The following is a 19,982-nucleotide window of genomic DNA, read 5'->3' as shown; positions in this document are numbered from 1 at the left end:
GCCTGCGGCTGGCCAAGATGTGCGGCGGCCATGGTCACCAGGGCGTGGTGGCGCGGGTCGATGCGGTAGCCCAGGTCACATCGCTCGATGAACTGCTGGAAAACCTCGAGGCGTCGGGTGTGGCCCAGCCGCTGCTGCTGGTGCTGGACGGCGTGACCGACCCGCACAACCTGGGCGCCTGCCTGCGCGTGGCCGACGGCGCCGGTGCCCATGCGGTGATCGCGCCCAAGGACCATGCGGCCGGCATCAGCGCCACGGTGGCCAAGGTGGCCAGCGGTGCGGCCGAAACCATGCCTTACTTCATGGTGACGAATCTGGCGCGCACCCTGAACGAACTCAAGGAGCGCAACATCTGGTGCATAGGCACCAGCGACGACGCGCCCAAGACGATTTACGACGTGAACCTGACCGGCCCGGTGGCGCTGGTGCTGGGCGCCGAGGGCGAGGGCATGCGCCAGCTGACACGCAAGACCTGCGACGAACTGGTCAGCATCCCGATGCACGGCGCGGTGGAAAGCCTGAATGTGTCGGTGGCCAGCGGCGTCTGCCTGTATGAGGCCTTGCGCCAGCGCCGCTGAATCAGCGGTATTAAGCGCCAGTCGGGTTAAACCAGCCCGAACCAGCCCAGCAGCGCGCCCGCGCCCAGCAGCCACAGCAAATGGATATTGCTGCGCCAGACGATGACGGCGGTGGCGGCCGTCAGCAGCCAGACCGGCCAGTCTTTCAGGCTGCTGCCGTTGGCTGCCGCCAGAATCCAGCTGGTGGCAATCAAGAGCGCAATCACGATGGGCGCCATGCCCTGCTTGAAGGCCCGCACCGCGCGCAGCTCGCGGTTGCGGTGGCCCCACTGGGCCGCCACATAGGTCAGCGTGGTGCTCGGGATCAAAATGCCCAGCATGGCGATCAGCACGCCTAGCAGGCCGGGCAGCAGGCCGCCCGCATTCAACCCGACATTCCAGCCCATCAACGCGATGAACAGCACATTGGGGCCGGGCGCGGCCTGGGCGATGGCAATCGAGGCGTTGAACTGCGCGTCGGTCAGCCAGTGCTGCTGATCGACCAGAAAACGGTGCATGTCGGGCGCGGTGCTGATGGCGCCGCCTATCGACAGCAGCGACAGCGACAGGTAGTGCACAAACAGCTGAAACCAGTCGCCCGCCTGAAAGGCGAGATGCAGGGCCTGCTCGGTCATGGCTTGAGTTTTCGAAAAGCCAGCACGCAAGCCAGCGCGCCCAGCCCCACCAGCACATAGGCCAGCGGCCAGCGCAGCAGGGCAATGGCGACAAAGCAGGCCAGGCCCAGCGCAATGCACAGGCGCGGGCCCAGCACATTGGCCTTCAGCGCGCCAAACAGCTTGAGTCCGGTCGCGGCAATCAGCCCGGCGGCGACGGCCCCCATGCCGCGCAGCGCACCGGCCACGCCGGGGTGGCCGGCAAACTGGGCATAGACCAGCGCCAGCAGCAACACCAGCACCAGCGGCACCGTCAGCATGCCGGCCAGCGCCGCCAGCGCGCCCTGGATGCCGAAGTAGCGCGCGCCAATCATCAGCGACAGGTTCACCACATTGGGCCCGGGCATGATTTGCGCCACGGCCCAGTCTTCAATGAATTCCTCGCGCGTCATCCAGCGCTTTTTCTCCACCAGCTCGCGCTGCACCACGGCCAGCACGCCGCCAAAGCCCTGCAGCGCCAGCAGGGTGAAAGACACAAACAGGTCGCTCAGGGATTGGGGTTGCGGATGAGGCGGTGCGGACAGGGCGGGAGCGGGCGCGGAAATCATGCGCCGATTATCGCCGTCCATGTGGTTTCGGGCCGGCCGCGGGCCATCAACCGGCAGCTTTGATATGCTATTAAAACAATAGCGAACTATGCACGTTCTGCCTGGGCTAGAGCCCTGAAATGTGCAAAAAGTGGTCAATAAACCGGCTGGTGGCGTGCGATGCCTGCCGTCACGGCATCGGTCAGCGCAAAGCCGGGGCCGAAGCGGGCGGCCAGTTCGTCGCAGCGCCGCACGAAGCGGTCTGTGCCCATGCCGTAGATGAACTGCATCGCGCCGCCGGTCCAGGCCGGAAAGCCGATGCCGAAGATGGAGCCGATGTTGGCGTCGTGCACGCTGGTCAGCACGCCTTCGCTTAAGGCACGGGCGGTTTCCACCGCCTGGCGGTACAGCAGCCGGTCCTTCAGCTCGTCGATGTTCCAGGCGGCGTCGGGCTTTTCAAACAGGGTTTTCAGTTCGGGCCACAAGGTCTTTTTGCCACCTTTTTCGGCCGGGTAGTCGTAAAAGCCGCCACCGCCGGCGCGGCCGGGGCGGTTCAGTTCCTTTACCATGCGCTCGACCAGCAACTCGCCGGGCGTGGCGGTGTAGCGCTTGCCCTCGGCGGCCAGGTCGCTGCGGGTCTGCTCCAGCACATGCACGCTGAGCGACAGCGCGGTTTCATCGAGCACCGCCAGCGGTCCCACCGGCATGCCGGCCTGCAGCCCGGCGTTTTCAATCACGGCGGCCGGAATGCCTTCACCCAGCATGGCCGCGCCTTCCATGACAAAGGTGGCAAAGGTGCGGCTGGTGTAAAAGCCGCGCGAGTCGTTGACCACAATCGGAATCTTGCCGAGCGCCTGCACATAGTCAAAGGCGCGCGCCACGGTCTCGTCATCGGTCTGCGGGCCACGAATGATCTCGACCAGCTTCATCTTGTCGACCGGGCTGAAGAAGTGGATGCCGATGAATTTCTCGGGCCGCGCGCTGGCCGTGGCCAGGCCGGCGATGGGCAGGGTCGAGGTGTTGGACGCGAAAAAGCCACCCGGTGCCAGCCAAGGCTCGGCCTCCTGCGTGACCAGGGCTTTCAGGTCGCGCCGCTCGAACACCGCCTCGATGATCAGCTCGCAGCTGGCCAAGTCGGCCGCCTGGCTGGTGGCGCTGATGCGTGACAGCAGGGCGGCCTGCTCGTCGGCGGACATGCGGCCCTTGTCGACACGGGCTTGCGTGAGCCTGGCGCTGTAGGCCTTGCCGGCATCGGCCCTTTCCTGGCTCACGTCTTTGAGAACCGTCGTGATGCCCTTGCTGGCCTGCGCGTAGGCAATGCCCGCGCCCATCATGCCGGCGCCCAGCAGGCCGACCCTGGCGGGCTTGAAGCGCGCAATGTCCCTGGGGCGCGACTGCCCGCTCCTGATCGCATTCATGTTGAAGAAAAAGGTGTTGATCATGGCCTTGGCGTTGCTGCCGGTCATGAGTCTGGCCAGATGCCGGCTTTCAATGCGCAGGGCGGTTTCCAGGTCCACCAGCGCGCCTTCGACCATGCAGGCCAGGATGGCTTCGGGCGCCGGATAGAGGCCGCGCGTCTGCTTTTTGAGCATGGCCGGCGCCACGCTGAGGGCGGCGGCAATCTTGGGGTTGGCCGGTGTGCCGCCCGGGATTTTGTAGTCCTTGGCTTCCCACGGATGCTGGGCTGTCGGGTGAGCGGCCATCCAGGCCAGCGCCTTGGCGCGCAGTTCACCGGCATTCGCCACCAGCTCATGCACCAGCCCCAGTGCCAGCGCCTCGCGCGGGCCAAAGGTTTTGCCTTCGACCAGGTAGGGCTGGGCGCCCATCAGCCCCAGGTGCCGCGTCATTTTGGTGACGCCGCTGGCGCCGGGCAGCAGGCCCAGCGTGACTTCGGGCAGGCCGAACAGCGTTTTGTTGTCATCGACGGCGATGCGGTGGTGGCCGACCAGCGCCACCTCCCAGCCACCGCCCAGCGCCGTGCCGTTGAGGCAGCTCACCACCGGTTTGCCCAGCGTTTCCAGCGTGCGGAAATTTTTCTTCACGCGCTCGACCTCGGCGTAGGCCCGGGGTGCATCGGCCGGCGTCAGGCGCATCACGGCCCTGAGGTCGGCGCCGGCAAAAAACGTGCTCTTGGCGGAGGCGAGTATCACGCCCTGGATCGCGTCCTTGTCCTTGAGCACCCGAGCGGCGGCCTCGCTCAGGTCGTCCTGCCACTGCAGGCACATGGTGTTGACCGGGGAGTCGGGCTCGTCAAAGGTGAGGGTGGCCACCTTGCCGAAAGATTCGTCGGTCAGCTCGTACTTGATCGTCTTCATCAGATTCTCTCCACAATGGTTGCAATGCCCATGCCGCCGCCCACGCACAAGGTGGCCAGGCCGTAGCGCAGCCGGCGCCGGTGCAGCTCGTCGATCAGCGTGCCCAGAATCATCGCGCCGGTGGCGCCCAGCGGGTGGCCCATGGCAATCGCGCCGCCGTTGACGTTGACCTTGTCGTGCGGCACCTTCATCTCTTTCATGAAGCGCATCACCACCGCGGCAAAGGCTTCGTTGACTTCAAACAAATCAATCTGGTCCACCGTCATGCCGGCTTTGGCCAGCGCCTTGCGCGCCGCCGGCATGGGGCCGGTCAGCATGATGGTCGGGTCGGCACCGCTCAGGGCCGCCGCCACAATGCGGGCACGCGGTTGCAGGCCATGCGTTTTGCCGGCGGCTGCCGAGCCCACCAGCACCGCCGCCGCGCCATCGACAATGCCTGACGAGTTACCGGCGTGGTGCATATGGTGGATGCGCGCTACCTGCGGGTAGCGCTGCAGGGCCACGGCGTCAAAGCCCATCGCGCCGAGCTGCTCAAAGGCGGGCTTGAGCGCGGCCAGGCCTTCCAGCGTGGTCTGGGGTTTGATGAATTCGTCCTGTCCCAGAATCACCTGGCCCAGAAAGTCCTTGACCGGCACGACCGAGCCGGCAAAGTAGCCGGCCTCGCGCGCGGCGGCGGCGCGCTGCTGGCTTTGCAGCGCAAACGCATCGACGTCGGCGCGGCTGAAGCCTTCCATCGTCGCAATCAGGTCGGCGCCTATGCCTTGCGGCACAAACAGCGTGGCGCTATTGGTTTCCGGGTCTTGCGCCCAGGCGCCGCCGTCGGCGCCAATCGGCACGCGGCTCATGCTTTCGACGCCGCCGGCCACCACCAGGTCTTCCCAGCCCGAGCGCACTTTCTGCGCCGCCATGTTGACGGCTTCGAGGCCCGAGGCGCAAAAGCGGTTGATCTGCACGCCCGAAGCCCTAAAGTCCCAGCCCGCCTTGAGCGCCGCCACCTTGGCGATCACAGCACCCTGCTCACCGACCGGCGAGACCACGCCCATCACCACGTCGTCGACGGCGGCCGTGTCAAAACCATTGCGGCGCTGCAGCTCGGTCAGCACGCCGGCCAGCAGGTTGACGGGCTTGACTTCGTGCAGGCTACCGTCTTTTTTGCCCTTGCCGCGCGGCGTGCGGATGGCGTCGTAAATGAAGGCTTCGGTCATGCTGGTTTTCCCTTTCAGACAGCGGGTGCGAAAAATCGCGCTCTTGCAGTATATTGATTTCACCAAGCAAACGCTTTGCATAAATAACCCGCACAGGCCACACCATGATCGAACGCAGCCTTTTCAGCCCCGAACACGAATCCTTTCGCGACGCCTTTCGCCGCTTCATGGACAAGGAAATCGCGCCTTTTCATGCCCAGTGGGAAGAGCAGGGCCATGTGGACCGCGCGGTGTGGCACAAGGCGGGCGACAACGGCTTTTTGTGCATGACCCTGCCCGAAGCCTACGGCGGCGCGGGTGGCGACAAGCTGTATTCGGTGGTGCAGATGGAAGAGCTGGCGCGCGGCGGCTTTTCGGGCATCGGCTACGGCCTGCACAGCGAGATAGTCGCGCCCTACATCCTGCACTACGGCACCGAGGCGCAGAAACAGAAATACCTGCCCAAACTGGCCAGCGGCGAGATGGTGGGCGCGATTGCCATGAGCGAGCCGGCCGCCGGCAGCGATCTGCAGGGCATCAGGAGCACGGCCCTCAGGCAGCCCGACGGCAGCTACCTGCTGAACGGCAGCAAGACCTTCATCACCAATGGCTGGCATGCCGACCTGGTGATTGTGGTGGCCAAAACCAATCCGGCAGCCGGCGCCAAGGGCACCAGCCTGCTGCTGGTGGAGCGCGGCATGGCTGGTTTTGAGGTCGGCAAGCGCCTGAAAAAGCTGGGCCTGAAGGCGCAGGACACCTCGGAGCTGTTTTTCAGCGACGTGAAGGTACCGGCCGAGATGCTGCTGGGCGGCGAAGCGCAGGAGAATAAGGGCTTCATCTGCCTGATGGAGCAACTGCCCTGGGAGCGGCTGCAAATTGCCATCACGGCCGTGGCCTCGGCCCAGGCCGCGATTGACTGGACACTGGCCTATGTAAAAGAGCGCAAGGTGTTTGGCCAGCCGCTGGCCAGCTACCAGAATACGCGCTACACCCTGGCCGAGCTGCAGACCCAGGTACAGGTGGCACGCGTGTTTGTCGACAAGTGCACCGAGCTGATGGCGCAGGAGAGGCTGGATACCGCTACCGCCAGCATGGCCAAGTACTGGACCACCGACCTGCAGTGCAAGGTGATGGACGAATGCGTGCAGCTGTTCGGCGGCTACGGCTATATGTGGGAATACCCGATTACCCGCGCCTATGCCGATGCCCGGGTGCAGCGCATTTACGGCGGCACCAACGAGATCATGAAGGAAGTGATCTCGCGGTCCATGGGCCTGGGGCCAGGTAGCCGGGCTTAAGCGCGCGCGGTGGTCAAGGCGCTCAGGACGGGTCTTTGCTGCGCGTGCGGCTGACGGCGCTGAAAATGCCGATACCCAGAATGATCAGCGCACCGATGCCAATGTAGAGCTGCGGCACACCGGCCACCACGGCGCCCCAGATCACGCCGCCCAGAAAGATGATGAACCCGATCATGTAGAGTGCAAAAGACACAGTTTTTCTCCTTGAAGTTGTGGCTTTACTGTGCCTGCGCTGGCTCGCGAAGCCTATCGGGGAGAGGCGCTGATGGCTGTCAGCGCCGGCCTACTCCCGTCCATCCAGACCCTAGCTGCCGATGCGGCCACCGTCATTCTTGGTGATGGCGATGGTGGCCGAGCGCGGGCGTTTGCCGGCGCCGTAGCCCACATTGGCGGGCCACTGGCTGGTGTATTTGGCGGGGTCGCCAATATGGGCCTGCGCCGTGGTTTCACCGGGGTGCTGGATGTTGACGAACAGGGTTTTGCCGTCCGGCGTCTCGGCCAGGCCCGTGATCTCGCAACCCACCGGCCCCACCAGGAAGCGCTTGAGTTTGTCGGGGGTTGGCGCCTTGCCGATATAGGTGTCCACCGCCAGTGCGCCGCCATCGGCCTTGGGGTAGCTCAGCGTGAGCTTGCGGCCGTCGCCGACCTGGCCCGGCAGGCCGGCCAGCATCATGCAGTTGGTGACATCGGTGTAGGCGCTGTCGTCGGTCTGGATCCAGCAGATGCCGGTGCTGTGGCTGAAGGCCAGGCCGTCGGGGCTTGAAAAGTCCTGCTCGCCCGTCAGCTTCGACAGATTCACCGAGCCGGGCGCCGCGCTGGCTTCCGCGCCAAACAGGTACACGTCCCAGCTGAAGTGGGTGGCGGCCGAACCGGCGGCGCCTTCTTTCATGCGCAGGATGTGGCCATTGGGGTTGCCCGTCTGCACGGTGGCCGTGCCCCTGATGTCGGAATAGGCGCGCGGATTGGCGCTGTCGGGGGCCAGTTGCGACGGGCCGCTGGGCTCGACACGGCGGTTGCTGTTGTTGGTCAGCGCGTAATAAATTTCACCATTGGCCGGATTCACCGAGCACCATTCGGGCCGGTCCATTTTGGTGGCGCCCACGGCGTCGCCCGCCAGCCGCGTGTTCACGGCGATGTCGGCCTGGTCGGCAAACGGGTACTTGCTGAAAGCCGCGATGGCCGGGTTGCCGGTCGCGAGTTCCAGCCACTGGCCGCTGCCGTCGGCGTTGAACCTGGCGACGTAGAGCGTGCCCTGGTCCAGGTACTTGTCGCCGGTGGCGAGGCGGTCAGCCGGATTGGCGTCGGCCGCGTCCCAGCGGGCGGCCGACACCCACTTGTAGATGTACTCGTTGCGCGAGTCGTCACCCTGGTAAACGGCCAGCGGCTGGCCCGCAACGGGCTTGCCAAAGGCCGCGCTTTCATGGGCGAAGCGGCCCAGGCCGGTGCGTTTCTTGGCCGATCTGGTCTGGTCGTAAGCGTCCAGTTCCACGATGTAGCCCATGCCGTTGAGCTCATTGCGGTAGTCGTCGCTGCCATCGGCCGAGCTGCCGGTCTTGGCATTGATCCAGCGCGCAAACCGGTCGTCCTTGCCGGCGCTTTCCCAGCCGTGGCGGCTGCTGGCGCCTTCGGCGCGGCCATAACGGACCAGCGCGGTCACGCTTTTGCCGCCTTCGCGCGCCGCGTCGTCGCCCTTGGGGCGGGTGAAGTAGCCGGCCCAGTTCTCCTCGCCCGTCAAAAAAGTGCCCCAGGGCGTTTTGCCGGTGCCGCAGTTGTTCAGCGTGCCGCGGGTTTTGGTGCCGCCAGGCGAGAATTTCGTGACTAGCAGCGGGCTGCCGCGCGCCGGCCCGGCAATCTCGATCTCGGTCAGCGGCGTCAGGCGCCGGTTGAAGGCCGAATCCTTGAGGTAGCCCCAGCTGGCGCCCTTGCGCTGCACTTCGACCACCGCCACGCCGTGAATCGCCAGCTCCTTGTCGACTTCGCTGGCCGGGCGCGGCAGGCTGCTGGTGCCGCCGTTGGCATGCAGGAAAAAGGACGACAGCTTCTCGTCGGTGGTGGCTTCGTGGTTGATGGCCAGCAGGCCCCGCTGGTTGGCGCTGGGCGAGGGGCGGCCCCGGTTGTCCAGGCCAAACCATTCCATGCCATCGTGATGGTCACCGGCGCGGTGTTCATAGTCGCTGTCGGTGCCGTCGTTTTTATAGGCGGGGGTTGACGCGGTGAGCGGATCACCCAGCGCGTAGAGCACGCTGGCGCTGTAGCCGGCCGGTACGATCACGCTGTCGGCCAGGCTTTTGACCACTTCCCTGAAGCCCAGCAACTTTTCATGCGGTGCGGCCACGGCGGCCGAGGCGGCCAGGCTGCCAAAAACAGCGCTGGCGGCGGTGCCGACCGAACCGAGCAGAACGGATCGGCGGCTCAGGCGGGCCGCCAGCACGCTGTCGAACGACGGATTGCTGGAGCTGTTGTTGTTCAGATCGTCAGGATCGACATAGGCGGTAGCGAGATCGGGCGTCGGGGACATCGTCGGCTTTCTTTAAAGGTGAAGGTGAGACCGGTCACGGAATCGCGTTTCGGCAGGCTGATTGTGTGGAATCAACATGACACTTCCGTGACCCGGCTTGCCGCAACGGCACTCTTGACTTTTTGCCCGGCCACCTCCAGATGGGCAAGACAGGCGGCCAGGCTTCGGGTCAAAATCCGGGGCTGAGAATACGGTCGCCTTCCTTTTTCGTATGAATTTCTTGCAAAGCACCCCATGACCACCCCGCTCAAAATCGACTTCGTTTCCGACGTTTCCTGCCCCTGGTGCGTGATCGGCCTGAAGTCGCTCGACCAGGCGCTGGCCCGTGTCGCGGGCGACATCAGCGCCGAGCTGCATTTCCAGCCGTTTGAGCTCAACCCGCAGATGGGGCCGCAGGGCCAGGACATCACCGAGCACATCACCGAAAAGTACGGCATCACGCCCGAGCAGGCCCGGGCCAACCGCGAAAACATCCGGGCGCGGGGCGCGCAGCTGGGCTTCAGGTTCAGCATGGCCGATGAGCCTGGCGGCGGGCGCAGCCGCATCTACAACACCTTTGACGCGCACCGCCTGCTGCACTGGGCCGAACTGCAGGGCCAAGGCAGGCAAAAGGCGCTGAAGGAGGCCTTGTTCAGCGCGTATTTCACCGACGGCCAGAGCCCCGGCTCGCACGAGGTGCTGGCGCGTGTGGCGGGCGAAGTCGGGCTGGATGCGGCGCGGGCGCGCGAGATCCTGGCGTCGGACAGCTATGCCGACGCGGTGCGTGAGCGCGAGCAGTTCTACCTGTCGCAGGGCATTCATTCGGTGCCGGCGGTCATCATCAATGACCGGCACCTGATTTCGGGTGGCCAGCCCGCCGAGGTGTTTGAGCAGGCGCTGCGCCAGATTGCCGCCGCCGGCTGAAGCCGGCCGTAAAGTGGTCGCGCCTTGCAGCCGCGCCTGCCGCGGGGCGTTTTGGGAACAGCGCATCGTTGGCCGTTGTTTGCTATTAAATAAATAGCAGCTTGCGCTTATTCCAGTTGGGCTGCACGCCATTTTCATTGATAAGCGCGGCCCGAATGCAGCGCCCGGCAACAGGCACCGCGCGGCAAACTCCTACAAGCCTCCCTGAGCTTGCCTGACCGTGGCAGAACCCACTGCGGGCGAGCATGTAACTGTGTGTTGAAAACGCGTCCACAACGCGTTCGTTTCTGCGTCTTTGCAGTTTACGTACAACAACTTTTACAGGAGATCACCATGGCCACGCCAAGCGATTTGAAGCACAAGCCGATCGGCAATAAACCCGCCGCCCATCCGTCAGGGGCTGGCGCCCTGCTGGGCGCTGCCGTTGGTGTGTCGTTTGGCGCGCTGGGTGGCCCCGTTGGCTCATTGATTGGCGGTGTGGTCGGTGCGGTGGCAGGGTGCCAGTGGGAATCAAGGCATCTGCCCAGGAAGTGAATCCGCAAGCGGCGGCAAGCACTGGCAGTTGGGTAGGCGGCGCACTCCTACAAATGCCCCTGAGCTTGCCTGACCGTTGCATGGCGCACTGCGGGAGACGATGCAACTGCGTGTCGAACCACAAGGATGCTTGAAGCAGTTTTGTGCCAGATCTTTCGCAGTTCTCATTCACTCAACTTTTTAAGGAAACCATGATGTTAAAAGAAGGCGATCTGAATCTCGACCCAATCAGCCAGGAACCTGGGGCGCACCCGGTCGGCACCGGAGTCGGCGCGGCCGTGGGCGGTGCGGCAGCTGGCGCAGCGGCGGGCCTGGTGGGCGGGCCGATTGGGGCTGCGGTCGGCGGTGTGGCGGGTGCCATCGTGGGCGGGCTGGGCGGCAAGGCGGCGGCCGAGGCGGTCAACCCGACGGCCGAAGAAGCCTACTGGCAGGACAACTATCACCGGGAACCCTATTACGAGGCCGGCCGGCCGTTTGACGACTACGCCCCGGCTTACCGCCTGGGCCTTTTTGGCCGCACCGAATACGGCGGCACGTTTGACGAAACCGAAGGCCGGCTGGCCACCCACTGGGACACGCAGAAGGAGCGCTCCACCCTGAACTGGCCGCAGGCCCGGGCCGCCAGCCGCGCGGCCTGGGACCGCATTGGGGCCGGGCAGCCTGGGGGCAGCGTGCTGGACGACAGCAGTTACCCGGCCGACGGCGACGATGACGTGATTGAGACCTTGAACGACCTGCTGGAAACCTGCCGTGACGGTGAATATGGCTTTCAGGCCAGTGCGGAGCACGCCAAGGCGCAGGACCTCAAGACCCTGCTGCATCGCCACGCCGACGAATGCCGCGCTGCCGGCGCAGAGTTGCAAACGCTTATCAGCGAGCGCGGTGGCAAGGCCGATGAAGGCGGCTCGATCACGGGCGCGTTGCATCGCGGCTGGGTGTCGGTCAAAGGCACTCTCAGCGGCTACAGCGACCTGGCCATGCTCAATGAGTGCGAACGCGGTGAGGACTCTGCCGTGGCGAGCTACCGCAAGGCGCTCAAACAAAACCTGCCGGCCGACGTCAGGGCGGTGGTGTCGCGGCAGGCGCAGGGCGCCCAGCGCAACCATGACCAGGTGAAGGCACTGCGCGACGCGCTGAAAACCTGAATCTGGGGCCTGACCATGAAAAAAGGGCGGCACCGAAAGGTGTCGCCCTTTTTTGCTGGAGGTGAAAAGCTAGTTTGCCATGCGCTCGCCGCAGTCGACCTGCGCATCGAGCTGCTGCCCCTGGCGCGAATAGTCGCTGTCGGTGACCTTGCAGCCCGAGGCTTGCTCAATGGCGCGCAGCAATTCGGCCTTGCTGGCCCCACGGTTCACGGGTTTGGGCGCGCCGGCCAGAATGGCGACCCAGGTGCCGGCGGTGAGCTGGCTCAGGTTGTACGACTCGCCTTGCACCACCACCTTGCGCACAACCGCTTCGCCCGAGGGCGCGATCAGGGCACACGAAGCCAGGCAGACCGAACCCAGGGCCAACAGAACTTTCGCCTGCGTAGTCATGCGGCCGTCAATTCTTGCTGGCTGTGACCATTCGCCACGGCGGCGGGCAGGGTGATTGCATCCTGCAACCAGACGGACGCCTTCGGCTCCGGCACATTGGGTGGCGCCTTGGGCACCTTGGCGTCGGGGCAGCCGGCCAGCATCATGACGACAGGTAACAGCAGGACATAGGGGACAAAGGGCTTCATGAGGTGTTTCCGGATTGATAAGTCAGTTGCGTCACGCCTGTTTGAATGATAGGCCGCGACGCAGCCCCTGACCAGCCGGCGGCTGCAACTCGCGGCAACTGCCTACAGGGGTCTGCGCGGGGCCGCTCAGCGGCGTGACGCTGGCGCCTTGAAGCCCAGCTGCTTCATGGCGGCGCTCAAGCGGTTGCGCGACGATGCGTAGCCGCTCCAGGGCGTGTTGCCGATGGCCAGCCGCGCGGCAACGCTGCGCGCCGTCCAGTGCGCGCCGCCCGTGAGCGAGGCCAGTTCGTCCCATGCCACCGGTACCGACACCCCCAGACCGGGCCGCGCCCGCAGCGACCAGGCCGACACCGTGGTGGCGCCGAAGCCGTTGCGCAGGTAGTCGACAAAAATCTTGTCGATGCGGTTTTTGGGGCCGCTTTTGGCCACGAAGCGCTGGGGCACGATGCGGGCCAGATGCGTCACCAGGGCATGTGAAAAATCCTTCACGGTGTCGAAGTCGTGAGCAGATGAAGGCCGCAGCGGCACCACCACATGCAGACCCTTGCCGCCGCTGGTCTTTAAAAAGCTGGCCAGGTCCAGCTCATCGAGCATGGTTTTCACCAGCAGCGCGGCTTCCTGCACCTGCGCCCAGCCGACGCCTTCGCCCGGGTCCAGGTCAAAGGTCATGCGGTCGGGGTGGCGGATCGCGCGGTCGGTCGCGTTCCAGGTGTGAAATTCGATGACGTTGACTTGCGCGGCGGCCAGCAGGGCGGCGACCGACGGGATTTCAAGCAGCGGGGCATGGCCCGGGTCCAGCGCCGGATCCAGCAGCCTGATGCCGGGAATCGACGAGGCCTCGGCATGTTTTTGAAAGAACAGCTGACCCGTAATGCCCGACGGCGCGCGCACCAGCGACACCGGCCTGGCCTTGAGGTGCGGCAGCATCAGCGCCGCCACCGCCGCGTAATGCTCGACCCCCTGCTGCTTGGTAAAGCCGCTGGTTTTGTCGATCACGCGGTCGCCGTGGGTAATTCGCAGTGACCGCAGTGATTTGAGCGCCGCGCTGCCGGGGCTGGCCGCGGCGGCCTGCGGCGGCGCGACGGTCTCGCGCACGATGGCGGTGGGCGGCTTGTCAGCGCGCAAGCCCTGGAACACGCCATGGCGAATGCGGCCGCTGCCAGTCCAGTCGGCAAAAGCCACCTCGGCCAGCAGCCGCGGCTTGACCCACTGCCCCTGCACGCCGGCGGGCCGGCCGGCCAGGTCGGCGAACGGGCTGCGCGCCGTGTGCAGCCTGGCCAGGCGGGTGCTCAGCGCCTGCAGGGTTTTGTCGCTAAAACCGGTGCCGACATTGCCGGCGTAGCGCAGCTTGCCGCGGGCGTCGTGCAGGCCCAGCAGCAGCGCGCCCAGCCCGGTGCGCGAGCCCTTGGGCGCGGTGTAGCCGCCAATCACAAACGCCTGGCGCAGCCCGGTCTTGAGCTTGATCCAGTCCGTCGAGCGGCCCGAGCTGTAGGGCGCTTGCCTGCGCTTGCCGATCACACCCTCGAGACCGAGTTGCCGGGCGGCGGCCAGCAGGTCTTGCGGCGACTGCTCGAACGCTTCGCTGAAGCGAATGTTGTCCTGCGGGTTTCGCGTCAGCGCGGCCAGCAACATGTCGCGCCGCTGCGTCAGCGGTAGCGGCCGCAGGTCCAGCCCGTCGTAAAAAGGCAGGTCAAACACGTAATACACCAGGCGGGCCGTGCCGGCGCCGTCAAAGGCGTTTTGCAGCGCGCCAAAGTCGGGCAGGCCCTGATCATTAAGCAGCACAATCTCGCCGTCGAGCCAGCCGGCGTCAATGCCAAGCTGCGCAATCGCCTTGGCCAGCGCGGGCATTTTCGCGGTCCAGTCATGCCTGTTGCGGGTGAAGCAGCGCACCGACGAAGCCTCGATGCGCGTCAGCAAACGGTAGCCGTCGAATTTGATTTCATAGACCCAGCCTTGCGCAGTGTCCGGGGCCTGGTTTGCCAGTGTCGCCAGCTGCGGCGCCAGCGCAGGGGGCAGCGGGGCGGCGACGGCGCCCTGCGGAATGCCACCGCTGTCTTGCCGGGCCGGCCCGCCCAGCACGCTGTCGGGCAAGGCCTTGAGCACATCGAACTCGTTGGCCGGGCGGGCGAATTCGTCTTTTTCCTTGATCAGCAGCCAGGGCTCGTGTTTCTCTGGCGCGTGGTCGGCGCTGCCGTGCATGCGCACCAGCGTCCAGCCGCCCTGGAGTTTTTCACCGTGCAGCGCAAATTTGAGCTTGCCCTGCGCCAGCCCCTGCACCGGGTCGCCCACAGGCGTCCAGAAGCCGCGGTCCCAGACGATGACCTCACCGGCGCCATATTGTTTGGGCGGAATGCGGCCTTCAAAAGTGGCGTAGGCCAGCGGGTGGTCTTCCACCTGCACGCCCATGCGCTTGACGGCCGGATCCAGGCTGGGGCCCTTGGGAATGGCCCAGCTTTTCAGGGTGCCCTGCAGCTCCAGCCGAAAGTCGTAGTGCGGACTGCGCGCGGCGTGTTTTTGCACCACAAAGCCCGGCGTCGCGCCCGACGGCGCGGCCAGGTCCGCCGGTTCGGGCGTGCGGCTGAAGTCGCGTTTGGCGCGGTAGCCTTCAAGCGGGTCGCGGCTGGGCATGGCAGCGGGCGCTCAGGGTCTGCCGGGCTCAGGCGGAGCGGCTTTTTTTGGGCGCGGCCGGCGCTTTTACCGTGCTTTTGACGGGTGATTTCGGCGCTGGTTTGGCGGCAACTTTCGCCTGGGTGGCGCCGTCGGCAGGCGCTTTGGCGCCGCCTTTGCGCAGGCTGCGCTGAAGCAGCTCGGTCAGGTCGATGATCTGCGCGCCGGAGCGGGCCGGTTCGGCCTCGCCCGCCGCATCGGGTTGCACCACCGTTTGCAGCTTGCCGGCCTTGGCCTTTTGTTCGACCAGCGCCATGATTTCGTCCTTGAACGAATCCCTGAACTTGCTCGGGTCCCATTTCTCGGTCATGTCATCGACCAGCTGTTTGGCCATGGACAGCTCGCGCTCCGACAGGCCGGCCGCTTTCGGGCCTTCGGGCGGCAGGTTCAGCTCGTCCCAGGGGCGGATGTCGGCGCCCCAGCGCAGCAGGTTGAGCACCAGCCCCGGGCCAGACGGCACCAGCACGGCCAGATGCTGCTTGGTCTGTATCACCACCCGCGCAATGCCGACGCGCTGGCTCTGCAGCAAGGTGTCGCGCAGCAGGGCATAGACTTTTTGGCCCTTGTTGATCGGGGCGATGTAGTAGGGCCGCTCCAGGTACACAAACGGGATGTCGGTGTTGGCCACGAAGCTCTCGATTTCAATGGTCTGCGTGGTCTTGGGGTAGGCCGCCGCGATTTCCTCGTCGGACAGCACCACATACTGGCCGTCTTCGTATTCGATGCCCTTGACGATGTTCTCCTTGGTGATTTCCTTGCCGGTTTTCTTGTTGATGCGCTTGTAGCCCACCGGGTCCATGCTGCGCTTGTCCAGCCAGTCAAAGTCCAGCCCGCTGTCGGCCGTGGCCGAATGCAGGGCCACCGGGATATGCACCAGGCCAAAGCTGATGGCACCCTTCCACAAAACGCGTGAAGCCATGAGGGAGTTCCTTGCCCGATTTTTTGAGCGATTCCCCTGACCTTAGCAAGCGCCCTGGCGCCGACTGTCGGCAGCCTCAGGGCTTTGGCGTAGGACAGACGCCAGACGCGCCAGACGCGCCAGCGCGCCGCGCCTGTAGTGAACGGCCGACCCGGCGCATCGGAGTTGTCCTACGGTCAATTTGGGGATGCGCGACTGAAAATGGTCCTCTGTCATACACAGGAGCCCGTCATGTCCACACGCCGCCAGCTAACCCGTTTCTCCCTCGCCGCCTTCACCTTGGTGGCGGTGGCCGCCGTCACCGGCTGCGGCATGATGAACCGCCAGTCCAACCTGGTCGCCTTTACCACCCAGTTGCGCGCGGCCAACGAGGTGCCCCCCAACGTCAGCACGGCCAGTGGTTCGGTCGATGCGGTGCTCAACAAAGACACCAACCTGTTGCGCTGGAAGGCCAACTTTACCGGCCTGACCGGCCCGGCCACGGGAGCGCACTTTCATGGCCCGGCGGCCGTCGGCGCCAATGCCGGCGTGGTCATCCCGTGGACCAGCCCCCCCACCAGTCCGCTCGAAGGCAGCACCACGCTGACCGCGGCGCAAGCCGCGGACCTGATGGCCGGGCGTTGGTACGCCAACGTGCACACCGCCGCCAACCCGGGCGGCGAGGTACGCGGCCAGATGGCGGTGCGCAATTAGTTGCTATGAATTTAATAGCTGCTTAAGCTCTGTTTGTATGGGCTAGAGCCTGATTTTGTTGGATTTTTTCGGTTTGGGCGGGTGCTGCGGCGGGTTTGGGCACAATCCAGTTCATGCGTCCTGATCACATCCTGGCGGCGGCAGCCCACCCCGATCCCTACCCTTTTTACGCCACGCTGCGGGCCGGCCCGCCGCTGGTTTATGACGCGCCGCACAAGCTCTGGATAGCCAGCAGCGCGGCCTGCGTGAAGCAAGTGCTGCAAAACCCGGCCTGCCAGGTTCGGCCCGCTGCCGAGCCTGTGCCCCTGGCCATTCTGGGCTCGGCCGCCGGCGATGTGTTTGGCCATCTGGTGCGCATGAACGAGGGCGCGCGGCACGATGCACCCAAGCTGGCGCTGCAGCGCTTTCTGGCCTCGGTCGATCTGGACCGGCTCAGGCAGAGAACGCAAACGCTGGCGGCAACGGTGCTGGAAAATGCTCTGGAAAGCGGCGCTGTGTCAGGGGCCGGGCTGACGCGCTGGGCGTCTGCGGTGCCGGTGATGGCCGTGGCCGATCTGCTGGGTTTTGAGCAGGCCGAACTGGGCCAGGTCGCGCTGTGGATGGACGACTTCGTCGCCTGCCTGTCGCCCTTGAGCAGCGAAGCCCGGCTGGCGGCCGCGGCGGAGGCCGCCAGGGCCTTGCTGCTGCGCTTTTCGGCTTTGGTGCGCAGCGCGCCAGCCACCGGGGGCAGCGCCATCGCCCGCCTGCAGGCGGAAGCCGCGCGGGTCGGCTGGAACAACGCCGACGCACTGCTGGCCAACCTGGTCGGACTGCTGTCGCAAACCTGCGAGGCCACGGCCGGCCTGCTGGGCAACAGCATCGTGGCACTGGCAACCCAGCCCGGCTTGCTGGACACTGTGACCCGGCAACCGGGCCAACTGCCGGCCATGGTGCAGGAAGTCAGCCGCCATGACCCCTCGATTCACAACACCCGCCGCTTTGTGGCCCAGGCCACGCAGATTGCCGGCACGCCGGTGCCGGCCGGCGCGGTGATTCTGCTGCTGCTGGCCGCCGCCAGCCGTGACCCGGCGGCCAACCCGCAACCCGACGATTTTTTGCTGGACCGCGCCGAGCGGCAGACGCCCGGTTTTGGCCATGGCCCGCACCAGTGTCCCGGCCAGGCGCTGGCCTGCACGGTGGCGGCGGCGGCCCTGCAGGCCTTGCTGGATTCGGGCCGCCTGCAGCCGGCCATGCCGCGGCACTGGCAGTACCGCCCGTCCGCCAACGCCCGCATTCCGGTGTTTGCCGATTGACCACCCGCCAAGGAGGCGCCAATGAGTTGCATGGCTGATGTTGCGGGCTGATCTGATGGGTGGGCAGGGCGGTTTCCCCGGTATCCACAGGGTCGCAGTGTGCTTTAGGGTGCACAAACTGCTTTAAAACCTTAAAATCGCGGGTTATCCCCAAACTGCCGGCCGCTTTCAGGCCTGTTCCAGGGTTTTCCCTTCCTGGCAGTTTTTACAGATCGCCCCATGAACGCCCCCGCGAAATCCCCTGTGGATGTCTCCTTCTTTCATCGCGCCGCCAAGCCGCTGACCAGCTACCGCAAGTACTGGGCGGCCCGTTTTGGCACGGCCAAATTTCTGCCCACCAGCCGGGCCGAGATGGACGCGCTGGGCTGGGACAGCTGCGACATCATCATCGTCACCGGCGACGCCTATGTCGACCACCCGAGTTTTGGCATGGCGGTGATTGGCCGCATGCTGGAGGCGCAGGGCTTTCGCGTCGGCATCATTGCGCAGCCCGAGTGGCAAAGCGCCGAGCCGTTCAGGGCGCTGGGCAAGCCGAATCTGTTTTACGGCGTGACCGCCGGCAACATGGACTCGATGATCAACCGCTACACGGCGGACCACAAGATCCGCAGCGACGATGCCTACACGCCCGGCGACATCGGCGGCAAGCGGCCCGACCGGGCCGCGCTGGTGTATTCGCAGCGCTGCCGCGAGGCCTACAAGGACGTGCCCATCATTCTGGGCGGCATCGAGGGCTCGTTGCGCCGCATCGCGCACTATGACTACTGGTCCGACAAGGTGCGCCGCAGCGTGGTGGTCGACGCCAAATGTGATTTGCTGCTGTACGGCAATGCCGAGCGGGCGATCGTCGAGATCGCGCACCGGCTGGCCGCCAGGGAACCGGTGGCCAGCATGACGGACATTCGCGGCACGGCCTTTATCCGCCGCAGCGGCGACGAAAGTGCGAATGACTGGTTCGAGATCGACTCCACCAGCGTCGACGCGCCGGGCCGGGTCGAGGCCCATGTCAACCCCTACCTGATGATTTCGGAGCAGGCCAAGGCGCAGGGCGCCAGTTGCGCGCGCGAGGATGAGGCCGAGGCCGTGGCGCAGGCGGCCAGCCCCAGGGCCGACGTCAAAGCCAACCCCGCCATCAAGCCGCTGACCTTCGTGCCCAACCCCAGCCTGCCGGCTATGCAGGGCCGGATCAAGGTGCCGCCGCGCGACCGCTCGGTGATCCGCCTGCCGTCGTACGAGCAGGTCAAGAGCGATGCGGTGCTCTATGCCCACGCCAACCGCGTGCTGCACCTGGAAACCAACCCCGGCAATGCCAGAGCCCTGGTACAGGCGCATGGCGAGGGAGCGACCGCGCGCGATGTCTGGATCACGCCGCCGCCGATTCCGCTGACCACGGCCGAGATGGACTACGTGTTTGACCTGCCGTATGCGCGCTCGCCGCACCCGATGTATGCCGACGAAAACGGCAGCCATGACCACGCCACCAAAATCCCGGCCTGGGAGATGATCCGCTTTTCCGTCAACATCATGCGTGGCTGCTTTGGCGGCTGCACCTTTTGCTCCATCACCGAGCATGAAGGCCGCATCATCCAGAGCCGTTCCGAGGATTCGGTGATTCGCGAGATCGAAGCGATTCGCGACACCGTCAAGGGCTTTACCGGCGCCATTTCCGACCTGGGCGGCCCGACCGCCAATATGTACCGCATCGGCTGCAAGTCGCCCGAGATTGAATCGGCCTGCCGCAAGCCGTCTTGCGTCTATCCCGGCATTTGCTCGAATCTGAACACCAACCACAACCCGCTGATCAAGATGTACCGCCGCGCGCGGGAGCTCAAGGGCGTGAAGAAAATCCTCATCAGCAGCGGCCTGCGCTACGACCTGGCGGTGCAAAGCCCCGAGTATGTGAAAGAGCTGGTCACGCACCACGTCGGCGGCTACCTCAAGATCGCGCCGGAGCACACCGAGCAGGGCCCGCTCACGAAGATGATGAAGCCCGGCATCGGCAGCTACGACAAGTTCAAGCGCATGTTCGAGCAGTACTCGGCCGAGGCGGGCAAGAAGCAGTACCTGATCCCGTACTTCATCGCCGCGCACCCGGGCACCAGCGATGCGGACATGATGAACCTGGCCGTCTGGCTCAAGAAGAATGGCTTTCGCGCCGACCAGGTGCAAACCTTC

18 protein-coding genes are annotated in these 19,982 nt (G+C 65.4%); 8 read left to right on the top strand and 10 right to left on the bottom strand.

All coding sequences use genetic code 11. The annotated features are described in order from the left end of the window. The coding region (gene rlmB / locus RMO23_RS17075) for a 23S rRNA (guanosine(2251)-2'-O)-methyltransferase RlmB (RefSeq protein ID WP_309683933.1) at positions 1–578 on the top strand (578 nt) is incomplete at its 5' end. Positions 579–604: 26 nt separating this feature from the next. Here the strand turns inward: rlmB and RMO23_RS17070 are convergent. The 4 genes from RMO23_RS17070 to RMO23_RS17055 form a co-directional block, all read right to left on the bottom strand. Further along, entirely contained in the window at positions 605–1,192 is a 588-nt protein-coding gene (locus RMO23_RS17070; RefSeq protein ID WP_309683931.1) for a chromate transporter, read from the bottom strand. After that, positions 1,189–1,779: a chromate transporter gene (locus RMO23_RS17065; RefSeq protein WP_309683929.1), complete on the bottom strand. Its 591-nt coding sequence runs from the start codon at positions 1,777–1,779 to the stop codon at positions 1,189–1,191. Before RMO23_RS17065 ends, RMO23_RS17070 begins: the two co-directional genes overlap by 4 nt. 134 nt (positions 1,780–1,913) lie before the next feature. Beyond that, positions 1,914–4,073, bottom strand: coding sequence for a 3-hydroxyacyl-CoA dehydrogenase NAD-binding domain-containing protein (locus tag RMO23_RS17060; protein ID WP_309683927.1), 2,160 nt, complete (start codon positions 4,071–4,073; stop codon positions 1,914–1,916). Further along, positions 4,073–5,278 carry an acetyl-CoA C-acetyltransferase gene (locus RMO23_RS17055; RefSeq protein WP_309683925.1) on the bottom strand — a complete coding sequence of 402 codons (1,206 nt, stop codon included), beginning with the start codon at positions 5,276–5,278 and terminating at the stop codon, positions 4,073–4,075. The genes RMO23_RS17060 and RMO23_RS17055 overlap by 1 nt, the downstream gene beginning before the upstream one ends. 104 nt (positions 5,279–5,382) lie before the next feature. Between RMO23_RS17055 and RMO23_RS17050 the strand changes: the two genes are divergently transcribed. Beyond that, the gene (locus RMO23_RS17050; protein ID WP_309683924.1) at positions 5,383–6,555 is read left to right on the top strand and encodes an acyl-CoA dehydrogenase family protein; all 1,173 of its coding nucleotides are present in this window, start codon (positions 5,383–5,385) and stop codon (positions 6,553–6,555) included. 22 nt (positions 6,556–6,577) lie between these two features. On the opposite strand, the gene RMO23_RS17045 is transcribed toward RMO23_RS17050, so the two are convergent. Further along, positions 6,578–6,748, bottom strand: a complete 171-nt coding sequence (locus RMO23_RS17045; RefSeq protein WP_309683923.1) for a hypothetical protein — start codon at positions 6,746–6,748, stop codon at positions 6,578–6,580. Positions 6,749–6,859: 111 nt separating this feature from the next. Continuing rightward, the gene (locus RMO23_RS17040; protein ID WP_309683922.1) at positions 6,860–9,073 is read right to left on the bottom strand and encodes a PhoX family phosphatase; all 2,214 of its coding nucleotides are present in this window, start codon (positions 9,071–9,073) and stop codon (positions 6,860–6,862) included. Between the two features lie 234 nt (positions 9,074–9,307). On the opposite strand from RMO23_RS17040, the gene RMO23_RS17035 reads away from it, so the two are divergent. The 3 genes from RMO23_RS17035 to RMO23_RS17025 all read left to right on the top strand — a co-directional run bounded on the left by RMO23_RS17035 (position 9,308) and on the right by RMO23_RS17025 (position 11,655). Further along, a complete protein-coding gene (locus tag RMO23_RS17035) occupies positions 9,308–9,976 on the top strand; it encodes a DsbA family oxidoreductase (RefSeq protein WP_309683921.1) in 669 nt (222 codons plus the stop codon). A 333-nt stretch (positions 9,977–10,309) separates the two neighbouring features. Further along, positions 10,310–10,510, top strand: coding sequence for a glycine zipper domain-containing protein (locus tag RMO23_RS17030; RefSeq protein WP_309683919.1), 201 nt, complete (start codon positions 10,310–10,312; stop codon positions 10,508–10,510). Between the two features lie 194 nt (positions 10,511–10,704). Further along, complete coding sequence (locus RMO23_RS17025) at positions 10,705–11,655, top strand: PA2169 family four-helix-bundle protein (protein WP_309683935.1); 951 nt, start codon at positions 10,705–10,707, stop codon at positions 11,653–11,655. 69 nt (positions 11,656–11,724) lie between these two features. Here RMO23_RS17025 and RMO23_RS17020 read toward each other — a convergent pair whose 3' ends face one another. The 4 genes from RMO23_RS17020 to RMO23_RS17005 all read right to left on the bottom strand — a co-directional run bounded on the left by RMO23_RS17020 (position 11,725) and on the right by RMO23_RS17005 (position 15,822). Beyond that, the gene (locus RMO23_RS17020) at positions 11,725–12,045 is read right to left on the bottom strand and encodes a hypothetical protein (RefSeq protein ID WP_309683918.1); all 321 of its coding nucleotides are present in this window, start codon (positions 12,043–12,045) and stop codon (positions 11,725–11,727) included. Continuing rightward, positions 12,042–12,233 carry a hypothetical protein gene (locus RMO23_RS17015; RefSeq protein ID WP_309683917.1) on the bottom strand — a complete coding sequence of 64 codons (192 nt, stop codon included), beginning with the start codon at positions 12,231–12,233 and terminating at the stop codon, positions 12,042–12,044. The genes RMO23_RS17020 and RMO23_RS17015 overlap by 4 nt, the downstream gene beginning before the upstream one ends. Before the next feature lie 126 nt (positions 12,234–12,359). After that, positions 12,360–14,864 carry a DNA ligase D gene (gene ligD / locus RMO23_RS17010; RefSeq protein WP_309683915.1) on the bottom strand — a complete coding sequence of 835 codons (2,505 nt, stop codon included), beginning with the start codon at positions 14,862–14,864 and terminating at the stop codon, positions 12,360–12,362. A 28-nt stretch (positions 14,865–14,892) separates the two neighbouring features. Next, positions 14,893–15,822, bottom strand: a complete 930-nt coding sequence (locus tag RMO23_RS17005; protein WP_309683913.1) for a Ku protein — start codon at positions 15,820–15,822, stop codon at positions 14,893–14,895. A 231-nt stretch (positions 15,823–16,053) separates the two neighbouring features. Between RMO23_RS17005 and RMO23_RS17000 the strand changes: the two genes are divergently transcribed. From RMO23_RS17000 to RMO23_RS16990, 3 genes are all read left to right on the top strand, one after another. Further along, positions 16,054–16,515, top strand: coding sequence for a CHRD domain-containing protein (locus RMO23_RS17000; RefSeq protein WP_309683911.1), 462 nt, complete (start codon positions 16,054–16,056; stop codon positions 16,513–16,515). 113 nt (positions 16,516–16,628) lie between these two features. Then, positions 16,629–17,807, top strand: a complete 1,179-nt coding sequence (locus RMO23_RS16995; RefSeq protein ID WP_309683909.1) for a cytochrome P450 — start codon at positions 16,629–16,631, stop codon at positions 17,805–17,807. Between the two features lie 219 nt (positions 17,808–18,026). Continuing rightward, a partial coding sequence (locus RMO23_RS16990) for a YgiQ family radical SAM protein (protein ID WP_309683907.1) occupies positions 18,027–19,982 on the top strand: 1,956 nt, incomplete at its 3' end.

Origin of the sequence: Polaromonas sp. (genome assembly GCF_031411155.1) — a bacterium.
Taxonomy (GTDB): Bacteria; Pseudomonadota; Gammaproteobacteria; order Burkholderiales; family Burkholderiaceae_C; genus Polaromonas.
Note: the sequence above shows the minus strand (reverse complement) of the source record. Positions and strands in the feature narration are given on the sequence as shown.